Genomic DNA, 25,282 nt, shown 5'->3' on the forward strand with positions numbered 1-25,282 from the left:
TAACGTACGGCAAGAAAACTAAAAAGTATTAAATCTCTCTAAATGATGGTAACCCTCAAGATTTATATTATAATGAAAGTACAATTACATAATTACGTTGGATGTTGGGGTTAATTTTCTTTTGTATGGAGGCACAACAAATGAGCAAAAAAATCTTGGTAGTCGATGATGAACAGTCTATTGCAACACTCTTAAAGTACAATCTTGAGCAATCAGGTTATTCCGTTACTACGGCACATGACGGTGAAGAAGGAAGGGATAAAGCGATTGAGCAATACCCGGACTTAATTATTCTTGACCTGATGCTTCCTTCCATGGATGGAATCGAAGTGTGTAAAGAACTGCGACAAAGGAAGATTAATATCCCCATTCTTATGTTAACGGCTAAGGATGACGAATTTGATAAAGTTCTTGGACTGGAGCTTGGGGCAGACGACTATATGACAAAGCCGTTCAGTCCTCGTGAAGTGGTTGCTAGGGTCAAGGCTATTCTAAGACGCAGTCAAGCCATACAGGAAGCGGCGGAACCAACTTCCGTTGAACCGACAGATTACAAGGAAGTGGGAGAATTAAAGGTTTATCCGGAACAGTATGAAGCTTATTTCCAAGGTGATCTAATGGAGTTGACACCCAAGGAATTCGAACTTCTTTTATATCTAACAGAAAATAAAGGCAGGGTCTTAACGAGAGATCAGCTATTAAGTGCGGTATGGAATTATGATTTTGCCGGGGACACAAGAATAGTGGATGTTCATATCAGTCATTTACGGGAAAAAATAGAATCCAACACGAAAAAACCAACTTATATAAAAACCATCCGAGGGCTTGGATATAAATTGGAGGAGCCTAAAAATCGATGACCAAGTTTAGAACAAAACTTCTTTTTGCTCTAATCACCCTGATCATCGCTGTATTGATAGGACTTGGGTTGCTTCTGGGTCAAATTTTCAAGAATTTCTATCTGGATACATTTAATTCCCGGATTCAAAAAGAGGCAAGGTTACTGGCAAATTCCATTGAAGAAAACGGGACACCGAAAGAAATCGATCCCGAGATGATCAAAGAATTGAGTGACATATTGGATGTCAGGATTACGATTCTTGATAACTCAGGAAGTGTAGTCCATGATACGGAAACCTCGGAATCACTGGTCGGTCCTCAGCAAAAGAGGATCATAAATGAAATCCAGGAGAACTGGGATGTAAAGCAAAAGCATAGAAAACTGGTGACAGCAGGTGTGGAGTACAGGTATTATTGGTACCCGCTAAAGGGCGGTGATAACCAGTTAAATGGATTGCTTATCATGAGTACCGAGGTAGAAGCCTTTGAGAAAGGAATACAGCAAATTTGGTTTGTGCTATCCATTTCCTTAGGTCTTGCATTAATCCTCATTATCATTCTGGGATCGAGAATTACGGTGAGGTATACAAAGCCCATTGAATCGGCAACGAATGTGGCAATGGAGCTCGCCAAGGGGAATTATCGGGCGCGGACATACGAAGACCGCCTGGATGAAACGACTATGTTAAGTACCTCCATTAACATTCTCGCCCGTAATCTGCAGGAAATGGTGAATTCACAGGAAATGCAGCAGGATCGTTTAACGACGCTGATTGAAAACATGGGGAGCGCCCTTCTCTTAATTGATCATCGCGGTTTTGTTGTATTGACGAACCGGACGTTCAGGGACTTCTTTAATCTGAAAGAAAGCCAGCTGAAAAAAGTCAGATACCATGAGGTCATTCACTATCAGGAAGTGAATAAGCTTGTGGAAGAAATCTTCATGACAGAAGAACGGTTAAGAAAGCAGATCCTTCTTCCTCACAAAATAGAAAGAAAGCATTATGAAGTATATGGGGCGCCTATCATCGGTCATAACGATGAGTGGAAAGGGATTGTCGTTGTATTCCATGACATCACGGAGCTTAAAAAGCTCGAGCAAATGAGAAAAGACTTCGTAGCGAATGTCTCTCACGAATTGAAAACACCGATCACATCCATTAAAGGTTTCTCTGAGACACTATTGGATGGGGCGATGAATGATCCCGATACGTTAAAGTCTTTCCTGGATATCATTCTGATGGAAAGCGACCGCCTGCAATCCCTTATACAAGACTTATTGGAATTGTCCAAGATTGAAAAACAGGGGTTCGAGCTTTCCCTGCATGAAGTAGAGATTGCCGGTTTAATTGAAGATGTGATTCCGATATTGAAAGAAAAAGCGAAATCAAAAGACATTTCCCTTCAAACGTCATTTGAGTCAAGGGGCCATGCGGAAGTAGACTCCTACAGACTAAAACAGGTTTTCATTAATCTGGTCAGTAATGCGATCGTGTACACTCCAAAGGGCGGGTATGTCTTGATTTCAGTGACGGAAGATAAAGAAATGGTTCATGTGAGCGTCAAGGATAACGGGATGGGAATCAGTAAAGAAGAACTTCCCCGCATTTTTGAACGGTTTTATCGCGTGGACAAAGCAAGAAGCCGTAATTCAGGCGGAACGGGCTTAGGTTTAGCCATTGTGAAGCATATCATCGAAGCCCATGAAGGAAAAATCGAAGTAGACAGTGAAGTGAATGAAGGTACGACGTTCACAGTTTCCTTATACAAGCAGTCTTCAAGCTATACGCTGGGTGAAGGGAAGAGCAAATCTTAGTAAGTTTACAATTATTTTACATTGCATTTACAATAGGTTTAAATCCTGTTAATAAAAGGGTGTTACGATACTAAGTGAAACCCCTTCATCCAAGGTGTTAAGAAAAGGCGAGAGCTAACCCCGTTCTCGTCTTTTCGCTTTTTTATTTTGAAAGCGCTATCAGTCTAATGAACAACACTTTACTTCCCCGCTGGCGCATGCATACAGTTAGGAACCCATTCATCTCGAGCACACAATATCAACTCCCTCTTTTGTCATCTTCTCTTAATATTATTGAAACCTTTTTGTAGTAAGTCCGTATATCTTAGTAGGTGATTAATAAGATATAGAGATAGAAAAGGGAGGGCGCATATGAGTTTAAAACGAATTTACATGGTGACAGGGATGGTTGTAGCGGCCATTATTTTAATTGTTGTGTTATTGACTTCCTGGTATACCGTTGATGAATCAGAACAAGCGCTTGTATTGACATTTGGAGAAGCGGGAGAGCCGGTCGTCGAGCCTGGGCTGCACTTCAAGATGCCATGGCCGATGCAATCAGTGGAAGTTCTGTCTAAAGAAACCTTCAGTCTCCAATTTGGATATGAAGAAAAAGACGGGAAGATCAAGGACTTTCCGAAAGAAACGAAAATGATCACGGGAGATGAGTACATCGTTCTCGCTGATCTTGTGGTTCAATGGAAGATCACGGATCCCGAAACGTACTTATTTAACTCAGACAACCCGAAGGAAATCCTTTACGATGCAACTTCATCTTCTTTAAGAAGCATTATAGGGAGCTCCTTGATAGATGATGCGTTAACATCTGGAAAAGCGGAAATCGAGGCGGAAGTAAGAGATTTACTAACGACCCTGATTGATGATTATGATATTGGTATTTCCATTCTTGCAGTGAAACTGCAGGATGTCGAGCTGCCGAATGCAGAGGTCCGATCAGCTTTTACAGCCGTAACGGATGCAAGGGAAACGATGAACACGAAAATCAATGAAGCAAAGAAATATCGGAACCAGCGATCAAATGAAGCAAAAGGTGAAAAAGATGCGATCATGTCCAGGGCAAAAGGGGATAAAATTGCGCGTGTGGAGCAGGCCCGTGGAGATGTAGCCGTATTTGATAAGCTGTACAACGAATACAAATCGAATCCTGAGATTACGAGAAAACGACTTGTATTAGAAACCTTGGAAAATGTTCTTCCAAATGCGGAAATCTATATTATGAAGGATAGTGGAGAAACGTTGAAATACTTCCCGATTCGACAGCTTGAAAATCAAAACGGCCCGGTGAAGCAGGAAGGGAGTGAAGAGAATGAGTGATCAAAACGTCTTTGACATCAATCAAAAGAAGAAAGACCCTATCGAGTGGAAGCGCTATACAAAATTAGGAATCTTCCTTGTCATTCTCGCTGCCGTCATTCTTCTGCTGTTTACCAGTCTCTTCATTGTCAAAGAAGGAGAGTATAAAGTCGTCCGTCAATTCGGGGAAGTCGTAAGAATAGACAAAGAACCCGGTTTGAAATATAAGGTCCCGTTCATTCAGTCTGTTACTACCCTGCCTAAGCATCAAATGACGTATGATGTAACGGAAGCTGAAATCAATACAAAAGATAAAAAGCGGATGCTCATCGACAACTATGCCGTGTGGCGTATCGAAGATCCTCTTAAAATGATCAAGAATGCAAGAACGGTCATTAACGCAGAGACAAAAATGGAAGAGTTCATCTACTCAGTCGTCAGGTCGGAGCTCGGACAATTAGAGTATGATGAAATCATCAATGATGAAAAGTCTTCCCGGGGAAGTTTGAACGATCGGGTGACGGACAAAGTGAACGAGCTTCTTGAACGGGATGGATACGGAATTGTCGTTCAGGATGTCCGCATGAAGCGTACGGATTTACCGGAAGCAAATGAGAACTCTGTCTATACGCGTATGATTTCAGAACGTGAATCAAAGGCTCAGGAATACCTCTCAATGGGGGATGCCGAGAAACAACGAATCACTGCTGAAACAGATCGTGAAGTAAAGGAGCTTCTGGCAAAAGCAGGAGCTGACGCCAATGTCATCAGGGCGGAAGGAGAATCCGAAGCTGCACAAATCTACAACAAATCGTTCTCCAAGGATCCCGATTTCTATGACCTGTATAAAACGCTGGAAACATATAAGAAAACAGTGGATGATAAAACGGTTATCATCTTACCATCTGACTCGCCGTATGCTAGGCTGTTGATGGGGTATACAGAATAAAAGGAGCTGTTGAAGATTGAGGTAATCTCATTCTTCAACAGTTTTTTTGTTCATTTAGGCTAATGGTTCGCTTGATTAAAGTATATTTGACGAGTTTTTAATGAAAATATGCTTCAATTATCCTTTTCAGGCGGTTAATACTTTGAAAATTATGCTCTCGATCACTTTATGATCCAGTTTGCGTTACTTATGATCCGCTTTTCGGATATATGATCCGGAATTTTGATATATGAACCACTCTCGGCGATTTATGATCCGAAATTCTGATATATGATCCCTTTTTTCCATTTGATGATCCGTTTGTCGAAAAATCATAATTTCCATAGAGATGACTCGAATTCAAAAATGAAATGAAAGTCATCTTAGAGGACTTAATAAGGCCCCCATTTTTCCTTTCATTCCCCAACATGATAGAATAAACATATAGATTCAGAAGCCTTTACAGGAGGTACTTACATGTCCAAAAAATTAGTATTGATCGACGGCAATAGTATTGCTTACCGTGCATTCTTCGCACTGCCTTTATTAAACAACGACAAAGGTGTACATACAAACGCAGTATACGGTTTTACCACCATGCTGCAAAAAATACTCGAAGACGAAAAACCATCTCATATTTTAGTCGCCTTTGATGCAGGGAAAACGACTTTCAGACATAAGACATTCAAAGAATACAAAGGCGGCAGACAAAAGACTCCACCGGAATTGTCCGAGCAATTTCCATATATCCGCGAGCTTTTGGATGCATACGGAATTAAACGCTATGAAAAAGAAAACTATGAAGCGGATGATATTATCGGAACGCTCTCCCTGCAGGCGGAATCTGACGGGTACGAGGTAAAAGTATATTCCGGGGATAAGGATTTGACACAGTTAAGCTCGAAGACTACTACGGTTTGTATAACGAGAAAGGGCATAACGGATATCGAAGTGTACACTCCGGAGCATATAAAAGAAAAGTGGGAAATCACTCCTGATCGGATCATCGATATGAAAGGCCTGATGGGGGATAGCTCTGATAATATTCCAGGCGTGCCGGGTGTAGGTGAGAAAACGGCGATCAAGCTGCTAAAAGAATTTGATTCCCTTGAAAAGCTGCTAGACTCCATTGACCAGGTCAGTGGGAAGAAATTAAAAGAAAAGCTCGAAGAAAATAAAGAACAAGCGATCATGAGTAAGGAACTCGCCACCATCCTAAGAGAAGCTCCAATCGAGATTGGTGTGGAAGAGCTGAATTATGACGGAATGGATGAAGGGAAACTAAAGGAAGTATACCGGGATCTCGGATTCAACTCATTACTCGAGAAGATGGGTGAGTCCACCCAAGAGGAGCCCCAGGAGCTGGATGATATCTCCTTTGAGGTAGTTGAAACCATCAAAGAAGAACATCTTTCAAACGAAAGTTCATTATACATTGAAATGCTGGAGGAGAATTACCACCTCGGAGAAGTAATCGGGATGAGTCTGCACAATGAGAAAGGCACGATTTTCTTTACGCTCGAGACCGCATTGAGTTCTGAAGCATTCAAGGAATGGGCTGAAAACGAAAGCGCAGCAAAGTATGTGTATAACTCGAAGGAAACGGTAGTGGCGCTAAAGAGACAGGGAGTTGACATAAAAGGGATCGAATTCGATCTGCTGTTGGCATCTTACATTATCAATCCTTCTGAATCGAGTGAAGACTTCGCTACTATTTCAAAAGGACACGGCCAGCCTTCTATTGAATCGGATGAATCGGTATATGGAAAAGGTGCCAAGCAGAAGGTCCCCTCCACTGAGATTCTATCAGAGCATCTTGCTCGAAAAGCATTCATTCTTCATGAATTGAAGAACACATGTATGGAAGAGTTAAAAGAAAATGATTTATATGAATTATATGCAGAGCTAGAATTACCCCTTGCCCTAATTTTAGCCGAAATGGAATTCACCGGAGTGAAAGTGGATCAAGAGCGTTTACTCACCATGAAAGAAGAGCTTTCACACCGCCTGGAAGAACTGGAAAAGAACATACATGAACAAGCAGGAGAGAGCTTTAATATTAATTCTCCGAAGCAGCTTGGCGTGATCCTTTTTGAAAAGCTTGGTTTACCGGTCGTGAAGAAAACTAAAACCGGTTATTCCACTTCTGCTGACGTACTGGAAAAACTGCAGTCCAAGCATGAAATCATTGACCATATCCTTCACTACCGTCAGCTAGGGAAGCTGCAATCCACGTATTTAGAGGGATTATTGAAGGTCGTCCATAAAGATTCGAGTAAAATTCATACACGATTCAACCAGGCACTGACTCAAACGGGCCGATTAAGCTCGACGGACCCTAACCTGCAAAATATTCCGATCCGACTTGAAGAAGGCAGGAAGATCCGTCAGGCGTTCATTCCATCTGAAAAGGGCTGGGTCATGTTCGCTGCAGACTACTCTCAAATTGAGCTTCGTGTACTGGCTCATATCGCCAAGGATGAGAAATTGGTTGAAGCTTTCAGAAATGATATGGACATTCATACGAAAACAGCGATGGACGTCTTTGGGGTGGCGAAGGAAGAGGTCACATCCAATATGAGAAGGCATGCGAAAGCCGTTAACTTCGGAATCGTATACGGAATCAGTGACTACGGTCTTTCTCAAAGCCTTGATATTACACGAAAAGAAGCAGGGGAATTCATTAAGAAGTACTTGGAAAGCTTCCCTGGTGTTAAAGAATATATGGATGATATCGTACAGGATGCAAAACAGAAGGGCTATGTGACTACTCTGCTTAATCGCCGACGTTATCTGCCGGAAATCACCAGCCGCAATTTCAACTTAAGAAGTTTCGCTGAACGTACAGCTATGAACACGCCGATTCAAGGAAGTGCAGCCGACATCATCAAGAAGGCCATGATTGATATGGCAGAAAGATTAAAAGAAGAAAATCTTCAATCACGATTATTGCTGCAGGTGCATGATGAATTGATCTTTGAAGCGCCTGAAGAAGAAATCGAAGTGTTAAAGAAGATTGTTCCTGAAGTAATGGAGAATGCGATGGAGCTAGAAGTCCCATTAAAGGTCGATTACTCATACGGTCAAACATGGTACGACGCGAAGTAGAGATTGATAAGGAGGTGGCAGAGTGCCGGAGCTGCCTGAAGTAGAAACGGTCAGGAGGACGTTAGAGCTTCTTGTAATTGGGAAGAAAATCAAAGACGTCTCGGTTTTTTGGCCTAAGATGATTAAAAGCCCCGACGAATCCGATGAGTTTGTTCATAGCTTGAAGGGGCAGGAAATACTTGAAATGAGAAGACGAGGGAAATTCCTGATCTTTTATTTAAACGACGTGGCCCTGGTTTCTCACTTGAGAATGGAAGGAAAGTACAACTTGTCCGACAGCCGGGACCCCATTGAGAAGCATACCCACGTCATATTTCATTTTACGGATGACACAGAACTCAGGTACCGTGATGTCCGGAAGTTCGGGACGATGCACCTATTCAGGAAAGGGGAGGAATTGCTTCATCTTCCCCTTCTGCAGTTGGGACCGGAGCCATTCCAATCCGAATTTACAGCCGGCTACTTGGCTGAAAAACTGGGCAAGACAGAAAGAATCGTGAAAGCCACATTATTAGATCAGACGGTCCTTGTAGGCCTGGGGAATATCTATGTGGATGAAGCGTTATTCCGTGCAGGCATACATCCTGACCGAAAATCGAAATCTCTTTCACAGGAAGAAATTGAACGTTTGCAGAAAGAAATCATTCATACCCTGACCGAAGCCGTTGAAATGGGAGGAAGTACGATTCGCTCCTATGTGAATTCTCAGGGACAAATGGGTATGTTCCAACAGAACCTCTTCGTGTATAGCCGGAAAGAAGAACCTTGTCGAAAATGTGGTACTCCCATTGAAAAGAAGGTTTCAGCGGGAAGAGGGACGCACTATTGTCCCGATTGCCAACGTTAGAAAGAACAATTAACATCTGATAAGCCCTTACCATATAGTATTGTAATGATTTTTGGGAGGGCTATTAGATGAGTGAAACAATCTCCTTATTACTGCTGGCGTTTGCTGTAAGTCTTGATAGTTTTAGCACAGGTTTAACTTACGGATTACGAAAAGTGAAAATCCCTACAAAATCAATCAGCATCATATCCATTTGTTCGGCAAGCTCCTTGCTGTTGGCCATGTTGCTTGGTCAGACCATCGGATCCATTATCTCTCCGCTTTGGGCTGGAAGGATCGGCGGACTGATTCTGGTTGTGATCGGGGCGGCGGTACTGTACCAGTTCTTTAGACCGGAAAAAGAAACGGTATTATCCCAAGAAAAAACGTTAATTAACTTTGAGATTAAATCCATAGGATTAGTGGTTCAAATTTTAAGAAGGCCGTTAACGGCAGACTTTGATAGATCAGGTACGATTACCGGTATTGAAGCATTTATGCTTGGAATCGCACTGTCATTGGATGCATTCGGTGCCGGAATTGGCGCTGCGTTATTAAATTTCTCGCCATTCATACTTACTTTAGCCATCCTGGTGATGAGCTTTACGTTCTTATTCTCAGGATTGAAGATGGGGGAATTCTTCTCTCATTTACGCTGGATTCATCGAGTGTCATTTCTCCCTGGAGTTCTGCTGATCCTTATAGGGATCCTGAGGTTTTAATGGCTGAGCTAGAAAGGAATAGGATAATGGCTAGCATTATAGGATTAACAGGTGGTATTGCAAGTGGAAAAAGTACAGTTTCCAAAATGTTAAATGAAAAAGGCTATACAATCATTGATGCTGATCTTGCAGCCCGTATGGTGGTTGAAGTTGATCAGCCGGCATACCTTGCGATCGTGGAAGAATTCGGTGAACACATACTGCACGATCACGATTCAACCATCAATCGGGAAAAACTCGGCCAGATCATCTTTAACTCTGAAGAAAAACGAAAAAAGCTGAATGGAATCGTTCATCCTGCCGTCAGAAGCATGATGCTCGCACATAAAGATGAAGCCATTCTTGCTGGTAAAAACACGGTTTTCATGGATATCCCCCTTCTATTCGAAAGCAACTTGACGTGGATGGTAGATCGCACAGTCGTGGTATACGTGAACGAAGAAACCCAACTATCCCGCCTAATGGAACGGAACAACTTTAACCATGAAGACGCATCATCCCGCATCGCTTCCCAATTCCCCTTAAAGGATAAAGCAAGCCTTGCCGACGCAATCATCGACAACAACGGATCTCTACACGAAACCAAACAACAGCTTGATGCACTACTAGTGGAATGGGATCTAAAACCATAGAATGACATATAAGCCGACAAGGAAACCTCTTGTCGGCTTTTTATTTGGTCCACTAGATAATTAGTAGTTATGACGATAAATATTGATTTTTTGGTTTGCGTTTGTATAAAGGAAAAATTCTAATCGTAACTATTGAGGCTTGATGGTGTTTGTCTGTCAAATGTATAGGCACTAAACATATATCAGCACAGAGTGGATTGAGCGGAAGGCACTTGACTCCTGCGGGAATAGCGGGACAGGTGAGACCCCGCAGGCGCAGCCGAGGAGGCTCACCGCCCGCCCCGCGGAAAGCAAGTGCCTGGAGCGGAAAGGAACGGTCAACGTTTAAATCAATTTCATTGAAAAAATGTATGAATTCAAACCGCAAAAATATACATTCAATAAGCTCATTTGTCAGAATAATAAAACATTAAAAATCCGCAAAATACTTATTAACATATTCTCTAAATATGTTATACTATTTTTAGCAAATAAACATATAAGTATAACATTAATATAGAGGGGAGCCGGATTTATGAAGGCGAAAATTGCAATCAATGGTTTTGGACGTATTGGGAGAATGGTTTTCAGGAAAGCAATATTAGAGGAAAACTTAGAGGTTGTAGCCATTAACGCAAGCTACCCGGCTGAAACATTAGCACATTTAATTAAGTATGACACAAATCATGGGACATTTCAGGCAGATGTGGTGACGGAAGATGATGCACTCATCGTCAATGGAAAACGTGTCCTACTATTAAGCAATCGTGATCCTAAAGCATTGCCTTGGGGAGAATTAAATATCGACATTGTGATTGAAGCTACCGGAAAATTCAATTCGAAAGATCAAGCGAGCCTTCATTTAGAAGCGGGAGCGAAAAAGGTCATCCTGACTGCCCCTGGTAAAAATGAAGACGTAACCATTGTGATGGGTGTAAATGAAAGCGCATTAAATATTGAAGAACACAGCGTCATTTCGAATGCATCTTGTACAACGAACTGCTTAGCGCCGGTTGCGAAAGTATTAGATGAGCAATTTGGTATTGAAAACGGACTTATGACGACTGTCCATGCTTACACAAATGACCAAAAAAATATTGATAATCCACATAAAGATTTGAGAAGAGCGAGAGCGTGCGGTCAATCGATCATCCCGACCACGACTGGAGCAGCAAAAGCATTATCATTGGTTCTGCCTCAATTAAACGGCAAGCTACACGGAATGGCATTGCGTGTCCCTACACCCAATGTTTCACTAGTGGACCTGGTTGTGGATGTGAAAAGAGACGTAACAGTAGAAGAAATCAACGAAGCTTTCATTACGGCTTCGGTTAGTTCTTTACACGGGGTGCTGCAATTTACAACAGAACCTTTAGTTTCAATCGACTTTAACACAAATCCTCATTCGGCGATCATCGACGGATTATCCACGATGGTAATGGGAAATCGAAAAGTGAAGGTACTGGCCTGGTACGATAATGAGTGGGGCTACTCATGCCGCGTCGTCGACCTGGCTAAATTCGTTGCATCAAAAATGAACGCAAAACAAGAAGTCAACGTTTGAAAGAATCCAAATAAAAAATAAGCCTCACCCTTAGAACGTACCTTTCACGGTGCGTTCTTTTCTTTTATTAAACTTTTTATAAATAGAAGGCATCGGACAGATCTATTAGGTAGTTGATGTATTTAGGATCCTTTGGCAGAAAGTTTGTTTTAGGAACAACTTTATACCAAAGAACTTTTTTTAGTGCTTATCTATTAAAATGTATAGTTAGTAAAAGTGAAGTATCACAGAGTGGATTGTAGCGGAAGGCACTTGACTCCTGCGGGAATAGCGGGACAGGTGAGACCCCGCAGGCGCAGCCGAGGAGGCTCACCGCCCGCCCCGCGGAAAGCAAGTGGCTGGAGCGGAAAGGAACGGTCAAGGTTTAGACTATAGCCAAATCAAACGATCTTCTACCCATATAAAAAAGTTTAAAAAAATTTATTGCAAAAGAGTTTTAAACAAAGTATACTATTTTTCGTGAACTTCTTATTAGCAAATGAATACTGATTTAGCTACTTAAAGGGTTAGGACCTCTTCGGACTAACTTTCCCCCGTGGTAGTTAAGATTTTGCCAAAGGACACGTTCATTTTGACGAAAAAAATTATGTCAAAGGGGGAAACACGAAAATGGAAACAATGGGTCGTCATGTAATCTCAGAATTATGGGGTTGCGATTTTGAAAAATTAAACGATGTAGTAGGAATTGAAAAAACATTCGTAGATGCTGCGCTTAAATCAGGTGCAGAGGTACGTGAGGTAGCTTTCCATAAATTTGCTCCTCAAGGTGTTAGTGGAGTTGTGATCATTTCAGAATCACATCTGACTATTCACAGTTTTCCTGAACATGGTTATGCCAGTATTGATGTATATACTTGCGGTGATTTAGATCCTAACATCGCTGCTGAATATATTGCAGATGCTCTTGGTGCTGACACACGTGAAACAATTGAATTGCCACGTGGTATGGGTCCGGTACAAGTGAAGAAGTCTCAGGCTCAAGCCCTTTAATCGAAGATAACTCAGAAGAGATGCGTATTAGATGCATCTCTTTTTTTATGCATTTGTACAGGAATTGATTTTGAATTTTCATTCCTGTGGTTTTCGTGTAAAATAAGGGTAAATAAAGGGAGGAACTTTAAATGAGCGGAATACGTACTTTTTTTAAACGGTTTCAATCAGAATGTGAGACTTCTGATCAGCACGAAGATAAAGACCTGAAATCACGCTATTATAAATCCATGCATCAAGGTGCATTTAATGCAGTGTTAGAGTTATTCTCATCCTCTGAGTATGAGGTGATTTCCCAGTCTAAGGACAGAGGTGAAATTACGGTCCGTAAAAATGGTACTCCCCAATTGTTTATTGTCGCAACGATCATCACGGTAAGGCCATTTGAGACGGCAGTCGATTTCAAGATCAGTGCGGATAAAGGGAGAATCTTTGGTACATATACGGTTTTAAAAGCACAGATTAACCATTATTATCAAAAGCTTGATAGCGAATTGACCAAAGTGAAATAACGGTAAAACCTTTATAAGCTTGTGTAAGTCGCAGCTTTTTAATATGATGAAAGTAATAGTATGTAATAACGGAGCTGATATTATGAAGTGCCCGTCTTGCCAGCATAATGGTACACGAGTAGTGGACTCCCGTCCTGCTGATGAAGGACGTTCAATCAGAAGAAGAAGAGAATGTGAAGAATGTAATTTCCGCTTCACGACCTTCGAGAAGGTTGAGGAGCTTCCTTTAATTGTGGTGAAAAAAGAAGGGGTAAGAGAAGAGTTTAGTCGAGAGAAGATTTTGAGAGGGTTGATCAAGGCTTGTGAGAAACGCCCGGTCCCTCTTGAGAGATTAGAAAAGATCTCAACGGATATTGAAAAGGAACTCCGTAATCAAGGTGCTTCTGAAGTAGAATCGGTTAAGATTGGTGAGATGGTCATGGATCAACTGGCTAAGGTAGATGAAGTTGCATACGTACGCTTTGCATCTGTGTATAGACAATTCAAGGATATCAATGTATTTATAGATGAACTGAAAGAATTAATAAAAAAAGAGTAGAAGAATGAGCTGAAGATGTAATTCTTTAGCTCTTTTCTCTTTATTTTTTTGAAAGGTAGAATCCAACTATGATGAAGAAGCATTGGAATGAAATACAACCAATCGATCACTACACGGTAGGGACAAATGGGATTCTTCAGGAATACGATCGGAAAATCATCACGTTTCTGTACCAGCCTTTAATTGGTTCGGTTTGTTACAGTCTTTATATGAGTTTATGGGGAGAAGTAGAAGAAAACAGGCTATGGTCCACACATTCTACCCATTATCACCTGATGAACATTCTGTCTGTCAATCTTCAGGAAGTATATGAAGCGAGAATGAAGCTTGAAGGGATAGGTTTGTTAAAGGCATACGAAAAAAGGGATAGCGAGGATCGGAGCTTTCTATATGAACTGCAGCCCCCTCTTACCCCGCAGGAATTCTTTCATGATGGTATGTTAAATGTGTATCTTTACCGTAAAATCGGCAGAACTCATTATTTGCGTTTAAAGAAATTCTTCACCGACGAATCGGTAGATAAACAGCAACACGTAAACATCACACGATCCTTTCAAGATGTTTTCACATCGGAACAAATTAATTTTCTCCACCACGATGCAAATATGGATTCCGAGACAAAGTCTGGTGAACAATATATGAAATATGGGAAGAATGGTGGTCTTCCACTGGATGATATCGATTTTGATTTTCAGTTACTACTTGCAGGGTTATCTGAATCAATGGTTCCACGAAAAGCCTTTACAACTAATGTAAAGGAAACGGTTCTGAAGCTGAGTTATCTGTACGGTATTGATCCTCTTCAAATGAAAAATATCGTCCTAAGCTCCCTGGATGCAGATGATACCATCGATATAGAGCTGCTGCGCAAAACCGCACGTGATTGGTATGGGGTTCAGACGGGCGATCAACTGCCAGATTTGACTACGAGAATAGAGACCAAGGCGCCTGTGAAATCGGATAAACCCCTCACGAAAGAAGAAGAGCTCATTGAATATCTGGAAACAACGTCACCAAAGGATGTTCTATCTGACATATCAAATGGAGGTGCTCCTTCTAAGTCAGACCTTCAGGCTGTTGAAGAGGTGCTCATGTCACAGAAGTTGCCGATTGGTGTCATGAATGTCCTGGTCCAATACGTTTTGCTGAAAACGGACATGAAGCTCACAAAAGGATATATGGAAAAAATAGCGTCCCATTGGTCGAGAAAAAAGGTGACGACTGCAAGTGAAGCCATGGAATTAGCGAAAAAAGAACACAAGCAGTATCTTGAGTGGGCTGAAGGGAAAAAGGAAAATAAAACGAATAGACGAAGAAAGCCGATTCGTACGGAGAAACTCCCGGATTGGTTCCAAGAGGGTGAAACCGAGAAAGAAAATGATTCTTCCCTTGATGGATATGATTTCGAAGCAGAAAAGAAGAAACTCGAAGAAGAGCTTAAAAATTTTCGGAAGTAGGTGAACGTAGCGGTGGAGAAAATAAATAACACCCTGAAAAGGTTGGCGGCTTCTGGTTCGTTTCAACAAAGATATGAGCAAATGAAAAAAGAGATACTTGAAAACAATGATGTGAAGGATTTTATTCGCAGGAATGAAGGCCGTGTAACAGGGGAAATGGTAAATGAGAGTCTGATGAAGTTATATGAATACATCTCTCAAAGTAAAGAATGTCGATACTGTCCTTCTTTACAGGAGTGTAAGAATATGATGGAAGGGTATGACCCTCATTTGGTGATAAGAGGAAACACCATCGACATCGATTACCATCGCTGCCCTCGAAAAGTCATTCACGATGAAAGAACGAGCGCACAGCGTTTAATCAAAAGCCTGTATGTGCCGAAGGATATTTTACAAGCATCTTTCTCAACCCTGGATCTTGATTCGAAAAGCCGATTGGAGGCTGTCCGATTAGCAAAGAATTTCGTGGAGAACTATACAGAAGGTACAAAAATGAAAGGACTCTATTTTTACGGCAAGTTCGGAGTGGGTAAGTCCTATTTGTTAGGGGCTATGGCCAATGAACTCGCCGAGAAAAAAATCGCGTCCCTGATTGTCTACGTCCCTGAGTTCTTTAGAGAAATCAAGCAATCGCTGGGAGACAACTCGGTAAATGAGAAACTGGAAATGGTTAAAGCTGCACCGATCCTCATGCTCGATGACATCGGCGCAGAAACCATGTCAAGCTGGGGGAGAGATGAAATCCTCGGGACGATCCTGCAGTACAGAATGCTTGAAAACCTCCCGACATTCTTCACCTCCAACTTCAACTTCAACGAACTCACCCACCATTTGACATACAGTCAACGGGGAGAAGAAGAAAAGCTGAAGGCTGCACGGATCATGGAGCGGATTAAATACCTGTCCCAGCCTGTGTTGATCGATGGAAGGAATAGAAGAGAATAGAATTAAGTGAAAAAGGAGAAGGTCATTCGCTTAGCGTTTGACCTTCTCTTTTTCATTAATGAATTTTCGGTGAAATAGATTCATTTATTTATTTATTTATTTCCTAAGCATTGTTCCAATAAGGGTTTATTCTATTGAATGAATGATAACGAATCCTGAGATGTTTAAAAATAACAATGTTGATTGGAGCGGAAGGGGGCTCGACTCCTGCGGGAATAGCGGGAAAGTTGAGACCCCACAGGGCAAAGCCCGAGGAGGCTCAACTCACGCCCCGCGGAAAGCGAGCCCCCTGGAGCGGAAATCCCACTACTCGCTTTATTTATTATTAATAGATTCAAAAAGAAACAATTAAATTCCCACATCAACTTCTAAAAGATACAAGCCTCCCATATATATAAATCAGGGATTTGGGTTTAAGGAGGCGAGAAAGTTTGATTGAATTTATTTTCAAGCAAAAAAATGATGCGTTAAAGCTTCAAGAACACCTCAATAAAGAGTTCATCCAATCATGGTTCCATGAAACACTCTTTCAACATTCAACTCACTATAATCTGACGGTAGAGGTTTCCCCCTTCTTCAAGGAAAAAGAAAAGCTGTTCAACGGGGTTTCCCACTTTGTCTTAAATGATAAATGCATGGACTGGTCCGAATCGGCCCTGAAAGAAAATTACTTCTATGAAGATATTGATGAAATCAATCAAATATTAGAGATCGTATCAGAGATGAGGATGGGTGAACGACCTGAATTGATGGAGCTGATCGGTGAATGGGACGAGGCAGAATACGTCCACGACAGCCTGGAGCTTTTGTTGGGAGGGACGGCCCCCATATCATTCGACTCTTTCAGCAAATTCAGGCTGAAGAAGCTTCAGGAGAGACTGCTCCTCATGCTGGATCTTGCTATCGATGAATACAAGATGGAGCAGGAGTATCAAATGTTTGTCCATATGCTGCGGGAGTATCTGGCATCAAGGGAGCAGAAAATGCGCACGATCCATCTGTATTCGACTGGTTACGGTTTTCGTTTCTTTGATGAAGACATGAAAGAGGTGACAAGGCAGGAATTGACGAAGGCGATTGATAAACGCCTTCTGACGAATCACCCGTTATACGTTGATTCGTACACCATCGCTCCGTTATTATCCCTTGCACCGGAGAAGATACTCGTTTACGGAAATGGGGACCATCAATTGATCAGGACGCTTCAGAATATTTTTGAAGAACGGATCGATCTTTTACCGATGAGTTATTTCCCTGATACACTACTCTATCCTTCCTGGGATATCGCGAATGAATAGGCTGCTTATTTTATGGAATGCTCTTGCTTTTCAAAACATAACCGATTATAATACCTACATAATAAGTCAATAAATAAAGGTTATGATGAGGACAACAATATTCCTATTCCATTCACAGAGAGGGAAGTCTTTTGGCTGCAAGCTTCCTAATTCGTTAGTGATATTTACCACCTCTGAACTTCAATTATGAACTGAATCTTCACGGATTCACAGTAATGATTGACGGCTAAATGTCGTTATTCGTTTTCAATGAAGTCATTGTCTGTATTTTTCGCACAATGAGAAGTTGGGTGGAACCACGAGTTTATTTATTAACCTCGTCCCTTCAAACGTGAAGGGGCGGGGTTTTTTATGTTTAATAGAGATTACTTAAGGAGTGAAATCACATGTCAGAAGTAGTGAAAATGCAGTTCCCTGATGGAAATGTCAAGGAGTTTCCTAAAGGGACGACAACAGAAGAAATTGCTGCGTCCATCAGTCCCGGACTGAAGAAAAAGGCGCTCGCTGGTAAAATAAATAATGTATTAATTGACTTGCGTACAGGGATTCAAGAGGATGGGGCTATTGAAATCGTTACACCTCCAGGAGAAGATGCACTGGAAATTCTTCGTCACAGCACAGCTCATTTAATGGCACAGGCCATTAAACGCCTATATCCTGAAACAAAGCTTGGGATCGGACCGGTCATTGAAGGCGGATTCTATTATGATATTGATTCCGAGCACACGTTCACTCCGGAAGATCTTCCACTGATCGAGAAAGAAATGAAGAAAATCACTGGAGAAAACTTAGAAGTTGTCCGTAAAGAAGTGAGCCGCGACGAAGCTCAGAAAATGTATGAAGAAGTCGGAGACGAGTATAAGCTTGAATTACTTGAGGCGATTCCTGAAGGAGAACAAGTTTCCATTTACGAGCAAGGGGAATTCTTCGATTTATGTCGTGGAATCCACATCCCTTCCACTAATAAAATTAAAGAATTCAAGCTGTTAAGCATCGCCGGGGCATACTGGCGCGGGAACAGTGATAATAAAATGCTTCAACGAATCTACGGAACAGCCTTCTTCAAGAAAGAAGACCTGGAAGAGCATCTGCGTCTTTTAGAAGAAGCAAAAGAGCGTGATCACCGTAAAATCGGTAAAGAATTGAATCTATTCATGAATTCGCAAAAAGTGGGACAAGGCCTGCCGATGTGGCTGCCTAAAGGTGCCACGATCCGTCGTATCATCGAGCGTTACATTGTCGATAAAGAAGAGCGCTTAGGCTATGATCACGTATACACACCTGTCATGGGAAGCGTTGAGCTATACAAAACAAGCGGTCACTGGGATCATTACCAGGAGAATATGTTCCCGGTCATGGAGATGGATAATGAAGATCTTGTCCTTCGCCCGATGAACTGCCCTCATCATATGATGATTTACAAAAACGGCATTCACAGCTATCGTGAGCTTCCGATCCGTATCGCCGAACTTGGTCTGATGCACCGTTACGAATTATCAGGAGCACTATCAGGACTTCAACGTGTACGTGGAATGACTCTGAACGATGCTCATATCTTTGTCCGTCCCGATCAAATCAAGGAAGAATTCAAGCGTGTCGTGCGCCTGGTTCAGGAAGTGTACAAAGATTTTGATCTGAAGGACTATTCTTTCCGTCTATCTTATCGTGATCCTGAGGATACGGAGAAATACTTCGATGATGATGAGATGTGGAATCGTGCACAAGGTATGATCAAGGAAGCGATGGATGAACTGGACGTTGAGTACTTTGAAGCAGAAGGGGAAGCGGCATTCTACGGCCCTAAACTGGACGTTCAAGTGAAAACGGCCCTTGGTAAGGAAGAAACTCTATCAACGGTTCAACTGGATTTCCTACTACCGGAGCGCTTTGACTTAACATATGTAGGGGAAGACGGGAAGCAGCATCGTCCGGTTGTCATTCACCGTGGTGTCGTATCCACAATGGAACGCTTCGTGGCATTCCTGATCGAAGAATACAAAGGAGCATTCCCGACATGGCTCGCTCCAACTCAGGTTCAGGTGATCCCGGTTTCCCCGGATGTTCACTTCGACTATGCGAAAGAAGTGAAAGAAAAGCTTCAGGCTGAAGGGCTTCGTGTAGACATCGATGACCGTAATGAAAAGATCGGTTATAAGATCCGTGAAGCACAGATGAGTAAGGTCCCTTACATGCTTGTAGTGGGAGACAACGAAATCAAGGAAACGGCTGTAAACGTCCGTAAATACGGAGAGCAAAAATCAGAAACGATTTCCCTTGATGAGTTCATCGGCCATATCACAAAAGAAGCGAAACGCTAAATAAGGAAGAGGGACGGACCTTGCTTCAAGGTCCGTCCCTCCTGCATAAATTTCTAAAAAACTATTGCACTCTCCTAAGATGTCTGATATTATGAAATACGTTGTGATATTAAATGATTATTTGACAGCGGTATTGTCATGTGATATATTATCTAAGGTGAATTGAATACAGTTTGGTACAAGAAGAAGCTACCCGCTTCTCACCTGAATAACGCGTTCGTGCTGTTTACAGGTATGTGATTGACTATTAAAGCCATTTATATATGCTTAATAATCAGGTGCGGGTGTTTCGACACTCGCATCTTTTTTTGTGTGTTGCACACAAAAAAGAAGCGAGTGCGTCGGCCAAAGCCGTGTATTCTTTTAATAAACCTTGGAGGTGGCTAATTATTAGCAAAGACATGATCTTAAACGAAACGATTCGTGCCCGTGAAGTACGTCTTATCGATCAAAACGGTGAGCAACTTGGGATTAAATCCAAGAATGAAGCTCTTGAAATTGCTGAACGTGTAAATCTTGATCTTGTTCTTGTTGCTCCAAATGCTAAACCACCCGTTGCTCGTATCATGGACTACGGTAAGTTTAAGTTTGAACAACAGAAGAAAGAAAAAGAAGCGCGTAAGAATCAGAAGATCATCAATCTTAAAGAGGTTCGTTTAAGCCCGACGATTGATGAGCATGATTTCAATACCAAGCTTCGTAACGCTCGTAAGTTCCTTGAAAAAGGAGACAAAGTTAAAGCGTCAATCCGATTTAAAGGTCGTGCAATTACGCACAAAGAAATTGGTCAACGTGTTCTGGATCGCTTCTCTGATGAGTGTAAAGATGTAGCAACCGTTGAATCAAAACCGAAAATGGATGGTCGCAGTATGTTCTTGGTGCTTGCACCAGTTAACGAAAAATAAAGGACCCGAGGAGGAAAAGCACATGCCAAAAATGAAAACTCACCGCGGCTCAGCTAAGCGTTTCAAGAAAACAGGTTCTGGTAAACTTAAACGTTCACACGCTTACACAAGCCACTTATTCGCAAACAAATCTACTAAAGCAAAGCGTAAGCTACGTAAAGCGGCTGTTGTCTCTAAAGGAGATTTCAAACGCATTCGTCATATGCTTGACAACCTAAAATAAGAAGTAATAGAAACAGGAGGGAATTATTATGCCACGCGTAAAAGGCGGAACAGTAACACGCAGACGTCGTAAAAAAGTTCTTAAATTAGCCAAAGGTTATTTCGGTTCAAAACATACTTTATATAAAGTAGCAAACCAACAAGTCATGAAATCATACATGTATGCTTATCGTGACCGTCGCCAAAAGAAACGTGATTTCCGTAAATTATGGATCACACGTATCAATGCGGCTGCTCGTATGAACGGTCTTTCTTACAGCCGTTTAATGCACGGTTTAAAGCTTGCTGGTATCGAAGTTAACCGTAAAATGCTTGCTGAGCTTGCGATTGCTGACGAAAAAGCATTCAACCAATTAGCAGATGCTGCTAAAGCTCAACTTAACAAATAATTAACTGCTGACTAAGTTAGCAGACAAAAAGGACTGGCCTATGGCCGGTCCTTTCTTATATAAAACTCATTGGAAAGCAGGTAGAAATCATGGGTACATTAGCAGGTATCTTATATCTATATGCCATTGTCATCAATATCATCGGCTTTATCATCATGGGCAAGGATAAGAGAAAGGCGCAGCGAAATGAATATCGCATCAAGGAAAGTACTTTGTGGCAGGTGGCGATTCTCGGAGGCAGCATCGGCGCCTATATGGGAATGAAGGTATACAGGCATAAAACGAAACATAAAGTATTCGCTTTCGGCTTTCCGCTGCTTGTCATGCTTCATAGTCTGCTTTTTATCTGGCTGAACACTAAGTTGTAGAAATTGAAGTTTTCATTCTTTAACCCGTCTCCATTACATACTATATAGAGAGTGTCTATAACAGCTTAGAAAAGCAGAAGGAGGTCACCTTAGCCATGGACGAACGGTTAGTTGCTGCATTCGCCCTCATGGAAGCTAGTGGGTATTTGGCTCCTGTTCTGTTTGTTTTATTTCATATTCTAAGGCAATTTCTGTTCATCCCTGTAGCCCTTGTATGTATGGCGGGAGGAGTGCTGTTCGGAAGTATATTCGGCACTCTGTATTCATTAATCGGATTAACGCTCTTATCTGTTACTTTTTATTTTGTCATAAAGAGCTTTACCTCATTCTATGAAAAGCTCCTGAGATTGAAGGAAAAATGGTTTGGAAGAAATGCTACACTCACAACCGGTCAAATTGCTATTCTGAGGCTAATTCCTTTTGTCCATTATCAGCTTTTGAACCTTTGTTTACTTGAACGTAAGAAAAAGCTTAAACCTTTCATCCGGGCCTCTGTTATTTCTAATATTCCCCTGGCGTTTTTTTACACGGTTTTCGGTCAATACATCAAACAATTCTCCCCTCCTATTCTCGTCATGATTTTTCTGGCACTCATCGTCCTATTTTACCTTCTAAGAGAAAAGGTAAAAGTGATTGAATGGAGAGAGTTCTTTCCGGGTAAATAAAAAATGGCTAGTACTTCTAGCCATTTTTTTATTGCTTTTTTTGAAGGAATTCATGGATCGGGCTTTTCCAATCCAGCTTTGCATTCGGGTATCTTTCTTTAATTTCATTCTGAAGGTATTGAAAATCTTCTTGAGTCAGTCCCTTTAAAGAAGAGATGTTTTTTGACCAAACAAAGATGGAAACCACCTCAAAGGATTTTTCTGTTGCTCCTAAATATTTTTCTCCTTCGAAAAGAACTCCTTTATACGTTACGTGAAAATTCTTACGTACATTTTCCTGATCATCGAGAAAGTAAAAACGTTTCTGTTCCTGGGCAAGTTCCAGCTTTCGCTTTGGGTCTATAATGTATTTTACACTGCGGTATAAAAGATAAAGAATAAGGAAAAAAATCACTAACCGAATAAGCCAAAGCATTACCATTACCTCCCTAGGCATAAGTCTTCTCCTATTATTTACGATAAAAACAGAAAAAGGTTTCATTTTATTTAAAATTTCTTTGAAAATTTGTCATACTAAGAGAGAACATCAGAAAAATAGGCATCATGAGGGGAGAAAACGTCATGAATATTGAAAAGTTATTGGACATGCAAGAGAAGCTCGATCAACATATCGAACAAGAACACGGATTAGAAAACGCAGATTTAATTGAAAAGAAAATCCTTGCCTTGCTTGTTGAAGTGGGGGAACTGGCCAATGAAACAAGAAGCTTTAAATTTTGGAGTAAGAAATCATCTTCATCGAAGGAAGTGATCCTTGAAGAATTTGTAGATGGAATCCATTTCATCCTGTCACTGGGACTTGAAATCGGCATCCAGCAATTCGATTTAGGGGAAACCAATTACGCAAATGAAGATGTCACGAAACAATTCCTGGAAGTATTCAAATCGGCGAATCACTTTTCGGAAGAGCGTTCAGTTGAGCATTTTCAACAGTTGTTCAGGCATTATGTCTATTTGGGAGAGCTGTTAGGATTCTCCCATGAAGAGGTGTTTGACGCTTATGTAAAGAAGAATGAAGTGAATTATAATCGTCAAAAAGAAGGATATTAATCCGGTTCATCAGCGATAGTTTAAGAAGATTCAGGAAATTTTGATGAATCGGACAGGTTTTAGTATAATGAGAGTGTATAAACATTTAGGGGGTCGAAACAGTGACGAAATTAGATGAAACATTGACAATGCTCAAGGATTTAACCGATGCAAAAGGTGTACCGGGGAATGAAAGAGAAGTACGAAACGTAATGAAGCGATACATAGAACCATTTGCAGATGAAATCACAACGGATAACCTCGGAAGCTTAATTGCTAAAAAAGTCGGCGATGAAAACGGACCTAAGATTATGGTGGCCGGACATCTTGATGAAGTCGGCTTCATGATCACTCAAATCGACAGCAAAGGGTTCCTGCGTTTTCAAACAGTGGGGGGCTGGTGGTCACAAGTGATGCTTGCCCAGCGAGTGACGATCGTGACGAGTAAAGGGGAAGTAACGGGAGTGATCGGTTCCAAGCCACCGCATATCCTGCCTCCGGAAGCCCGTAAAAAGCCGGTTGATATTAAAGATATGTTTATCGATATCGGAGCTTCAAGCCGTGAGGAAGTACAGGAGTGGGGAGTAAAGCCAGGGGATATGGTTGTCCCTCATTTCGAATTCACGGTGATGAACAATGAGAAGATGCTTCTTGCGAAAGCATGGGATAACCGCATCGGCTGTGCGATTGCCATTGATGTATTGAAAAACCTGAAAGGTCAAGAGCATCCAAACGTGGTATATGGTGTAGGTACAGTGCAGGAAGAAGTCGGCCTGCGTGGAGCGAGAACGTCAGCAGCCAAGATCCAGCCTGATATTGCCTTCGGTGTAGATGTTGGTATTGCAGGGGATACACCTGGCGTTTCCGACAAGGAAGCATCAAGTAAAATGGGTGAAGGCCCGCAAATCATCCTGTATGATGCATCCATGATTTCTCACAAAGGGCTTCGTGACTTTGTAACAGATACAGCGGATGAGCATAACATCCCTTATCAATTCGATTCGATTGCCGGTGGTGGAACGGATTCCGGTGCGATTCATCTAACGGCAAATGGAGTTCCTGCGTTATCCATTACCATTGCAACCCGCTATATCCATTCCCATGCGGCAATGTTGCATCGTGATGATTACGAGAATGCGGTTAAACTGATTACAGAAGTGATCAAGAAGTTAGATAAAGATACAGTGGCGAAGATTACATTTGATTGATTGTAAGGAAAGAGACCCTATTGGATTTAGGGTCTCTTTTTCATGAGATAGTGGAGCTGGCATTAAAAAGTCATTTGATCAGATAAGCTCATGTCGGCACCGATCGTTTTTTTAATAATGCGAATGGCACTCTCATTGTCCCCGTCCGACTCTGAAGCCATGCAATCCTTCGGTATCGAGATTTCATACTCTCTCATATAGGCATCATTGGCGGTGTATAGTACACAGATGTCTCCAGCTATTCCTGTTAGTATCAGGTGTTTAACTTCCAGCTGGTGAAGCAGGATATCAAGTTGCGTGCCGAAAAAACAGGAATGCTTCGGTTTGATGATAAAATAGTCATCTGTATCCGGGTGAATTTTTTCGATTACGGTTTCTCCTTTTTTCTTTTTGCAATGCTCGATGATGTCATTCATATTGTCCTGCCATAGACCGTAGTTATCATTCACATATATGACCGGAATGCCGGAATCCTTCGCTTTCCTCTTGAGTCCGCGGATATTATCTACAATTTTCAAAGTGTTTTCAAATAAGTTCTCTCCACCTTGGAAATCAAAAGTATTAATCATATCGATGATCAATAATGCGCTTTTCTCTTGAATCATACATTCGTTTCCCCTTCCATTTAGCTTTGTATGTTTTCAATACCACTGAAAGAGTAATACTAAAACAAAACTGGAGAAAATTTAAAATGGGGAAGGAAAAAACAAGGGCAACCCCTGGAAAGGGT

At 41.6% G+C, this 25,282-nt stretch carries 25 protein-coding genes and 2 other annotated features; of the genes, 23 read left to right on the forward strand and 2 right to left on the reverse strand.

The genetic code is table 11. The annotated features are described in order from the left end of the window. Window positions 1-140: 140 nt before the first annotated feature. The 21 genes from RSX31_RS09705 (at window position 141) to RSX31_RS09805 (ending at window position 22,315) form a co-directional block, all read left to right on the forward strand. Window positions 141-860, forward strand: coding sequence for a response regulator transcription factor (locus RSX31_RS09705; protein ID WP_315634422.1), 720 nt, complete (start codon window positions 141-143; stop codon window positions 858-860). Then, a complete protein-coding gene (gene pnpS / locus RSX31_RS09710) occupies window positions 857-2,656 on the forward strand; it encodes a two-component system histidine kinase PnpS (protein WP_315634423.1) in 1,800 nt (599 codons plus the stop codon). Before RSX31_RS09705 ends, pnpS begins: the two co-directional genes overlap by 4 nt. A gap of 351 nt (window positions 2,657-3,007) precedes the next feature. After that, window positions 3,008-3,970, forward strand: a complete 963-nt coding sequence (hflK, locus tag RSX31_RS09715) for an FtsH protease activity modulator HflK (RefSeq protein ID WP_282138731.1) — start codon at window positions 3,008-3,010, stop codon at window positions 3,968-3,970. After that, the gene (gene hflC, locus RSX31_RS09720; RefSeq protein ID WP_148995916.1) at window positions 3,963-4,898 is read left to right on the forward strand and encodes a protease modulator HflC; all 936 of its coding nucleotides are present in this window, start codon (window positions 3,963-3,965) and stop codon (window positions 4,896-4,898) included. The genes hflK and hflC overlap by 8 nt, the downstream gene beginning before the upstream one ends. A gap of 456 nt (window positions 4,899-5,354) precedes the next feature. Then, a complete protein-coding gene (gene polA, locus RSX31_RS09725; protein WP_315634424.1) occupies window positions 5,355-7,985 on the forward strand; it encodes a DNA polymerase I in 2,631 nt (876 codons plus the stop codon). A gap of 22 nt (window positions 7,986-8,007) precedes the next feature. After that, window positions 8,008-8,832: a DNA-formamidopyrimidine glycosylase gene (gene mutM, locus RSX31_RS09730; protein ID WP_315634425.1), complete on the forward strand. Its 825-nt coding sequence runs from the start codon at window positions 8,008-8,010 to the stop codon at window positions 8,830-8,832. A 68-nt stretch (window positions 8,833-8,900) separates the two neighbouring features. After that, window positions 8,901-9,533: a sporulation membrane protein YtaF gene (gene ytaF, locus RSX31_RS09735; protein ID WP_148969893.1), complete on the forward strand. Its 633-nt coding sequence runs from the start codon at window positions 8,901-8,903 to the stop codon at window positions 9,531-9,533. A gap of 26 nt (window positions 9,534-9,559) precedes the next feature. Next, complete coding sequence (gene coaE, locus RSX31_RS09740) at window positions 9,560-10,165, forward strand: dephospho-CoA kinase (RefSeq protein ID WP_315634426.1); 606 nt, start codon at window positions 9,560-9,562, stop codon at window positions 10,163-10,165. A 514-nt stretch (window positions 10,166-10,679) separates the two neighbouring features. Then, window positions 10,680-11,708, forward strand: coding sequence for a glyceraldehyde-3-phosphate dehydrogenase (locus RSX31_RS09745; protein WP_148969891.1), 1,029 nt, complete (start codon window positions 10,680-10,682; stop codon window positions 11,706-11,708). Window positions 11,709-12,317: 609 nt separating this feature from the next. Beyond that, entirely contained in the window at window positions 12,318-12,698 is a 381-nt protein-coding gene (gene speD / locus RSX31_RS09750; protein ID WP_034756998.1) for an adenosylmethionine decarboxylase, read from the forward strand. Window positions 12,699-12,829: 131 nt separating this feature from the next. After that, the gene (locus RSX31_RS09755; protein WP_148969890.1) at window positions 12,830-13,210 is read left to right on the forward strand and encodes a cytosolic protein; all 381 of its coding nucleotides are present in this window, start codon (window positions 12,830-12,832) and stop codon (window positions 13,208-13,210) included. Between the two features lie 82 nt (window positions 13,211-13,292). Continuing rightward, window positions 13,293-13,748: a transcriptional regulator NrdR gene (gene nrdR / locus RSX31_RS09760; protein ID WP_148969889.1), complete on the forward strand. Its 456-nt coding sequence runs from the start codon at window positions 13,293-13,295 to the stop codon at window positions 13,746-13,748. Window positions 13,749-13,819: 71 nt separating this feature from the next. Further along, window positions 13,820-15,205: a replication initiation and membrane attachment family protein gene (locus RSX31_RS09765; protein ID WP_148970050.1), complete on the forward strand. Its 1,386-nt coding sequence runs from the start codon at window positions 13,820-13,822 to the stop codon at window positions 15,203-15,205. Window positions 15,206-15,217: 12 nt separating this feature from the next. Next, complete coding sequence (gene dnaI / locus RSX31_RS09770; protein ID WP_148995911.1) at window positions 15,218-16,150, forward strand: primosomal protein DnaI; 933 nt, start codon at window positions 15,218-15,220, stop codon at window positions 16,148-16,150. A 431-nt stretch (window positions 16,151-16,581) separates the two neighbouring features. Further along, on the forward strand, window positions 16,582-17,448 hold the full coding sequence (locus RSX31_RS09775; protein WP_315634427.1) for a putative sporulation protein YtxC: 867 nt from the start codon (window positions 16,582-16,584) through the stop codon (window positions 17,446-17,448). Window positions 17,449-17,521: 73 nt separating this feature from the next. Beyond that, window positions 17,522-17,776: a binding site (T-box leader), on the forward strand. 58 nt (window positions 17,777-17,834) lie between these two features. Next, complete coding sequence (gene thrS, locus RSX31_RS09780) at window positions 17,835-19,766, forward strand: threonine--tRNA ligase (RefSeq protein ID WP_148995910.1); 1,932 nt, start codon at window positions 17,835-17,837, stop codon at window positions 19,764-19,766. A 174-nt stretch (window positions 19,767-19,940) separates the two neighbouring features. Next, window positions 19,941-20,080, forward strand: a sequence feature (ribosomal protein L20 leader region). An 87-nt stretch (window positions 20,081-20,167) separates the two neighbouring features. Continuing rightward, the gene (infC, locus tag RSX31_RS09785) at window positions 20,168-20,671 is read left to right on the forward strand and encodes a translation initiation factor IF-3 (protein ID WP_034757009.1); all 504 of its coding nucleotides are present in this window, start codon (window positions 20,168-20,170) and stop codon (window positions 20,669-20,671) included. Window positions 20,672-20,693: 22 nt separating this feature from the next. Then, window positions 20,694-20,894 (forward strand): 50S ribosomal protein L35, encoded by a 201-nt coding sequence (rpmI, locus tag RSX31_RS09790; protein WP_032087387.1) that lies wholly within the window; start codon window positions 20,694-20,696, stop codon window positions 20,892-20,894. 28 nt (window positions 20,895-20,922) lie between these two features. After that, window positions 20,923-21,282 (forward strand): 50S ribosomal protein L20, encoded by a 360-nt coding sequence (rplT, locus tag RSX31_RS09795; RefSeq protein WP_113969573.1) that lies wholly within the window; start codon window positions 20,923-20,925, stop codon window positions 21,280-21,282. Between the two features lie 89 nt (window positions 21,283-21,371). Beyond that, window positions 21,372-21,650: a DUF1294 domain-containing protein gene (locus RSX31_RS09800; protein WP_148969885.1), complete on the forward strand. Its 279-nt coding sequence runs from the start codon at window positions 21,372-21,374 to the stop codon at window positions 21,648-21,650. A 95-nt stretch (window positions 21,651-21,745) separates the two neighbouring features. Then, window positions 21,746-22,315: a TVP38/TMEM64 family protein gene (locus tag RSX31_RS09805; RefSeq protein WP_315634428.1), complete on the forward strand. Its 570-nt coding sequence runs from the start codon at window positions 21,746-21,748 to the stop codon at window positions 22,313-22,315. Window positions 22,316-22,343: 28 nt separating this feature from the next. On the opposite strand, the gene RSX31_RS09810 is transcribed toward RSX31_RS09805, so the two are convergent. Next, window positions 22,344-22,730 carry a sigma-w pathway protein ysdB gene (locus tag RSX31_RS09810; protein WP_148969883.1) on the reverse strand — a complete coding sequence of 129 codons (387 nt, stop codon included), beginning with the start codon at window positions 22,728-22,730 and terminating at the stop codon, window positions 22,344-22,346. Window positions 22,731-22,876: 146 nt separating this feature from the next. Between RSX31_RS09810 and RSX31_RS09815 the strand changes: the two genes are divergently transcribed. After that, entirely contained in the window at window positions 22,877-23,365 is a 489-nt protein-coding gene (locus RSX31_RS09815; protein WP_282138737.1) for a dUTP diphosphatase, read from the forward strand. Window positions 23,366-23,466: 101 nt separating this feature from the next. Continuing rightward, entirely contained in the window at window positions 23,467-24,552 is a 1,086-nt protein-coding gene (locus RSX31_RS09820) for a M42 family metallopeptidase (protein WP_148969881.1), read from the forward strand. A 62-nt stretch (window positions 24,553-24,614) separates the two neighbouring features. Here the strand turns inward: RSX31_RS09820 and RSX31_RS09825 are convergent, their stop codons facing one another. Then, on the reverse strand, window positions 24,615-25,157 hold the full coding sequence (locus tag RSX31_RS09825) for an isochorismatase family cysteine hydrolase (protein ID WP_315634429.1): 543 nt from the start codon (window positions 25,155-25,157) through the stop codon (window positions 24,615-24,617). Window positions 25,158-25,282 lie beyond the last annotated feature (125 nt).

The organism is Rossellomorea yichunensis (assembly GCF_032337515.1).
Classification (GTDB): Bacteria; Bacillota; Bacilli; order Bacillales; family Bacillaceae_B; genus Rossellomorea; species Rossellomorea yichunensis.

Coding starts and splice junctions, on each gene's coding strand:
- RSX31_RS09705 (WP_315634422.1), top strand. CDS start 141: ATGAGCAAAAAAATCTTGGTAGTCGATGATGAACAGTCTATTGCAACA.
- RSX31_RS09745 (WP_148969891.1), top strand. CDS start 10,680: ATGAAGGCGAAAATTGCAATCAATGGTTTTGGACGTATTGGGAGAATG.
- thrS (WP_148995910.1), top strand. CDS start 17,835: ATGTCAGAAGTAGTGAAAATGCAGTTCCCTGATGGAAATGTCAAGGAG.
- polA (WP_315634424.1), top strand. CDS start 5,355: ATGTCCAAAAAATTAGTATTGATCGACGGCAATAGTATTGCTTACCGT.
- hflC (WP_148995916.1), top strand. CDS start 3,963: ATGAGTGATCAAAACGTCTTTGACATCAATCAAAAGAAGAAAGACCCT.
- speD (WP_034756998.1), top strand. CDS start 12,318: ATGGAAACAATGGGTCGTCATGTAATCTCAGAATTATGGGGTTGCGAT.
- RSX31_RS09825 (WP_315634429.1), bottom strand. CDS start 25,157: ATGATTCAAGAGAAAAGCGCATTATTGATCATCGATATGATTAATACT.
- RSX31_RS09800 (WP_148969885.1), top strand. CDS start 21,372: ATGGGTACATTAGCAGGTATCTTATATCTATATGCCATTGTCATCAAT.
- nrdR (WP_148969889.1), top strand. CDS start 13,293: ATGAAGTGCCCGTCTTGCCAGCATAATGGTACACGAGTAGTGGACTCC.
- rpmI (WP_032087387.1), top strand. CDS start 20,694: ATGCCAAAAATGAAAACTCACCGCGGCTCAGCTAAGCGTTTCAAGAAA.
- RSX31_RS09810 (WP_148969883.1), bottom strand. CDS start 22,730: ATGCTTTGGCTTATTCGGTTAGTGATTTTTTTCCTTATTCTTTATCTT.
- pnpS (WP_315634423.1), top strand. CDS start 857: ATGACCAAGTTTAGAACAAAACTTCTTTTTGCTCTAATCACCCTGATC.
- RSX31_RS09755 (WP_148969890.1), top strand. CDS start 12,830: ATGAGCGGAATACGTACTTTTTTTAAACGGTTTCAATCAGAATGTGAG.
- hflK (WP_282138731.1), top strand. CDS start 3,008: ATGAGTTTAAAACGAATTTACATGGTGACAGGGATGGTTGTAGCGGCC.
- RSX31_RS09765 (WP_148970050.1), top strand. CDS start 13,820: ATGAAGAAGCATTGGAATGAAATACAACCAATCGATCACTACACGGTA.
- RSX31_RS09815 (WP_282138737.1), top strand. CDS start 22,877: ATGAATATTGAAAAGTTATTGGACATGCAAGAGAAGCTCGATCAACAT.
- ytaF (WP_148969893.1), top strand. CDS start 8,901: ATGAGTGAAACAATCTCCTTATTACTGCTGGCGTTTGCTGTAAGTCTT.
- rplT (WP_113969573.1), top strand. CDS start 20,923: ATGCCACGCGTAAAAGGCGGAACAGTAACACGCAGACGTCGTAAAAAA.
- infC (WP_034757009.1), top strand. CDS start 20,168: ATGATCTTAAACGAAACGATTCGTGCCCGTGAAGTACGTCTTATCGAT.
- RSX31_RS09805 (WP_315634428.1), top strand. CDS start 21,746: ATGGACGAACGGTTAGTTGCTGCATTCGCCCTCATGGAAGCTAGTGGG.
- coaE (WP_315634426.1), top strand. CDS start 9,560: ATGGCTAGCATTATAGGATTAACAGGTGGTATTGCAAGTGGAAAAAGT.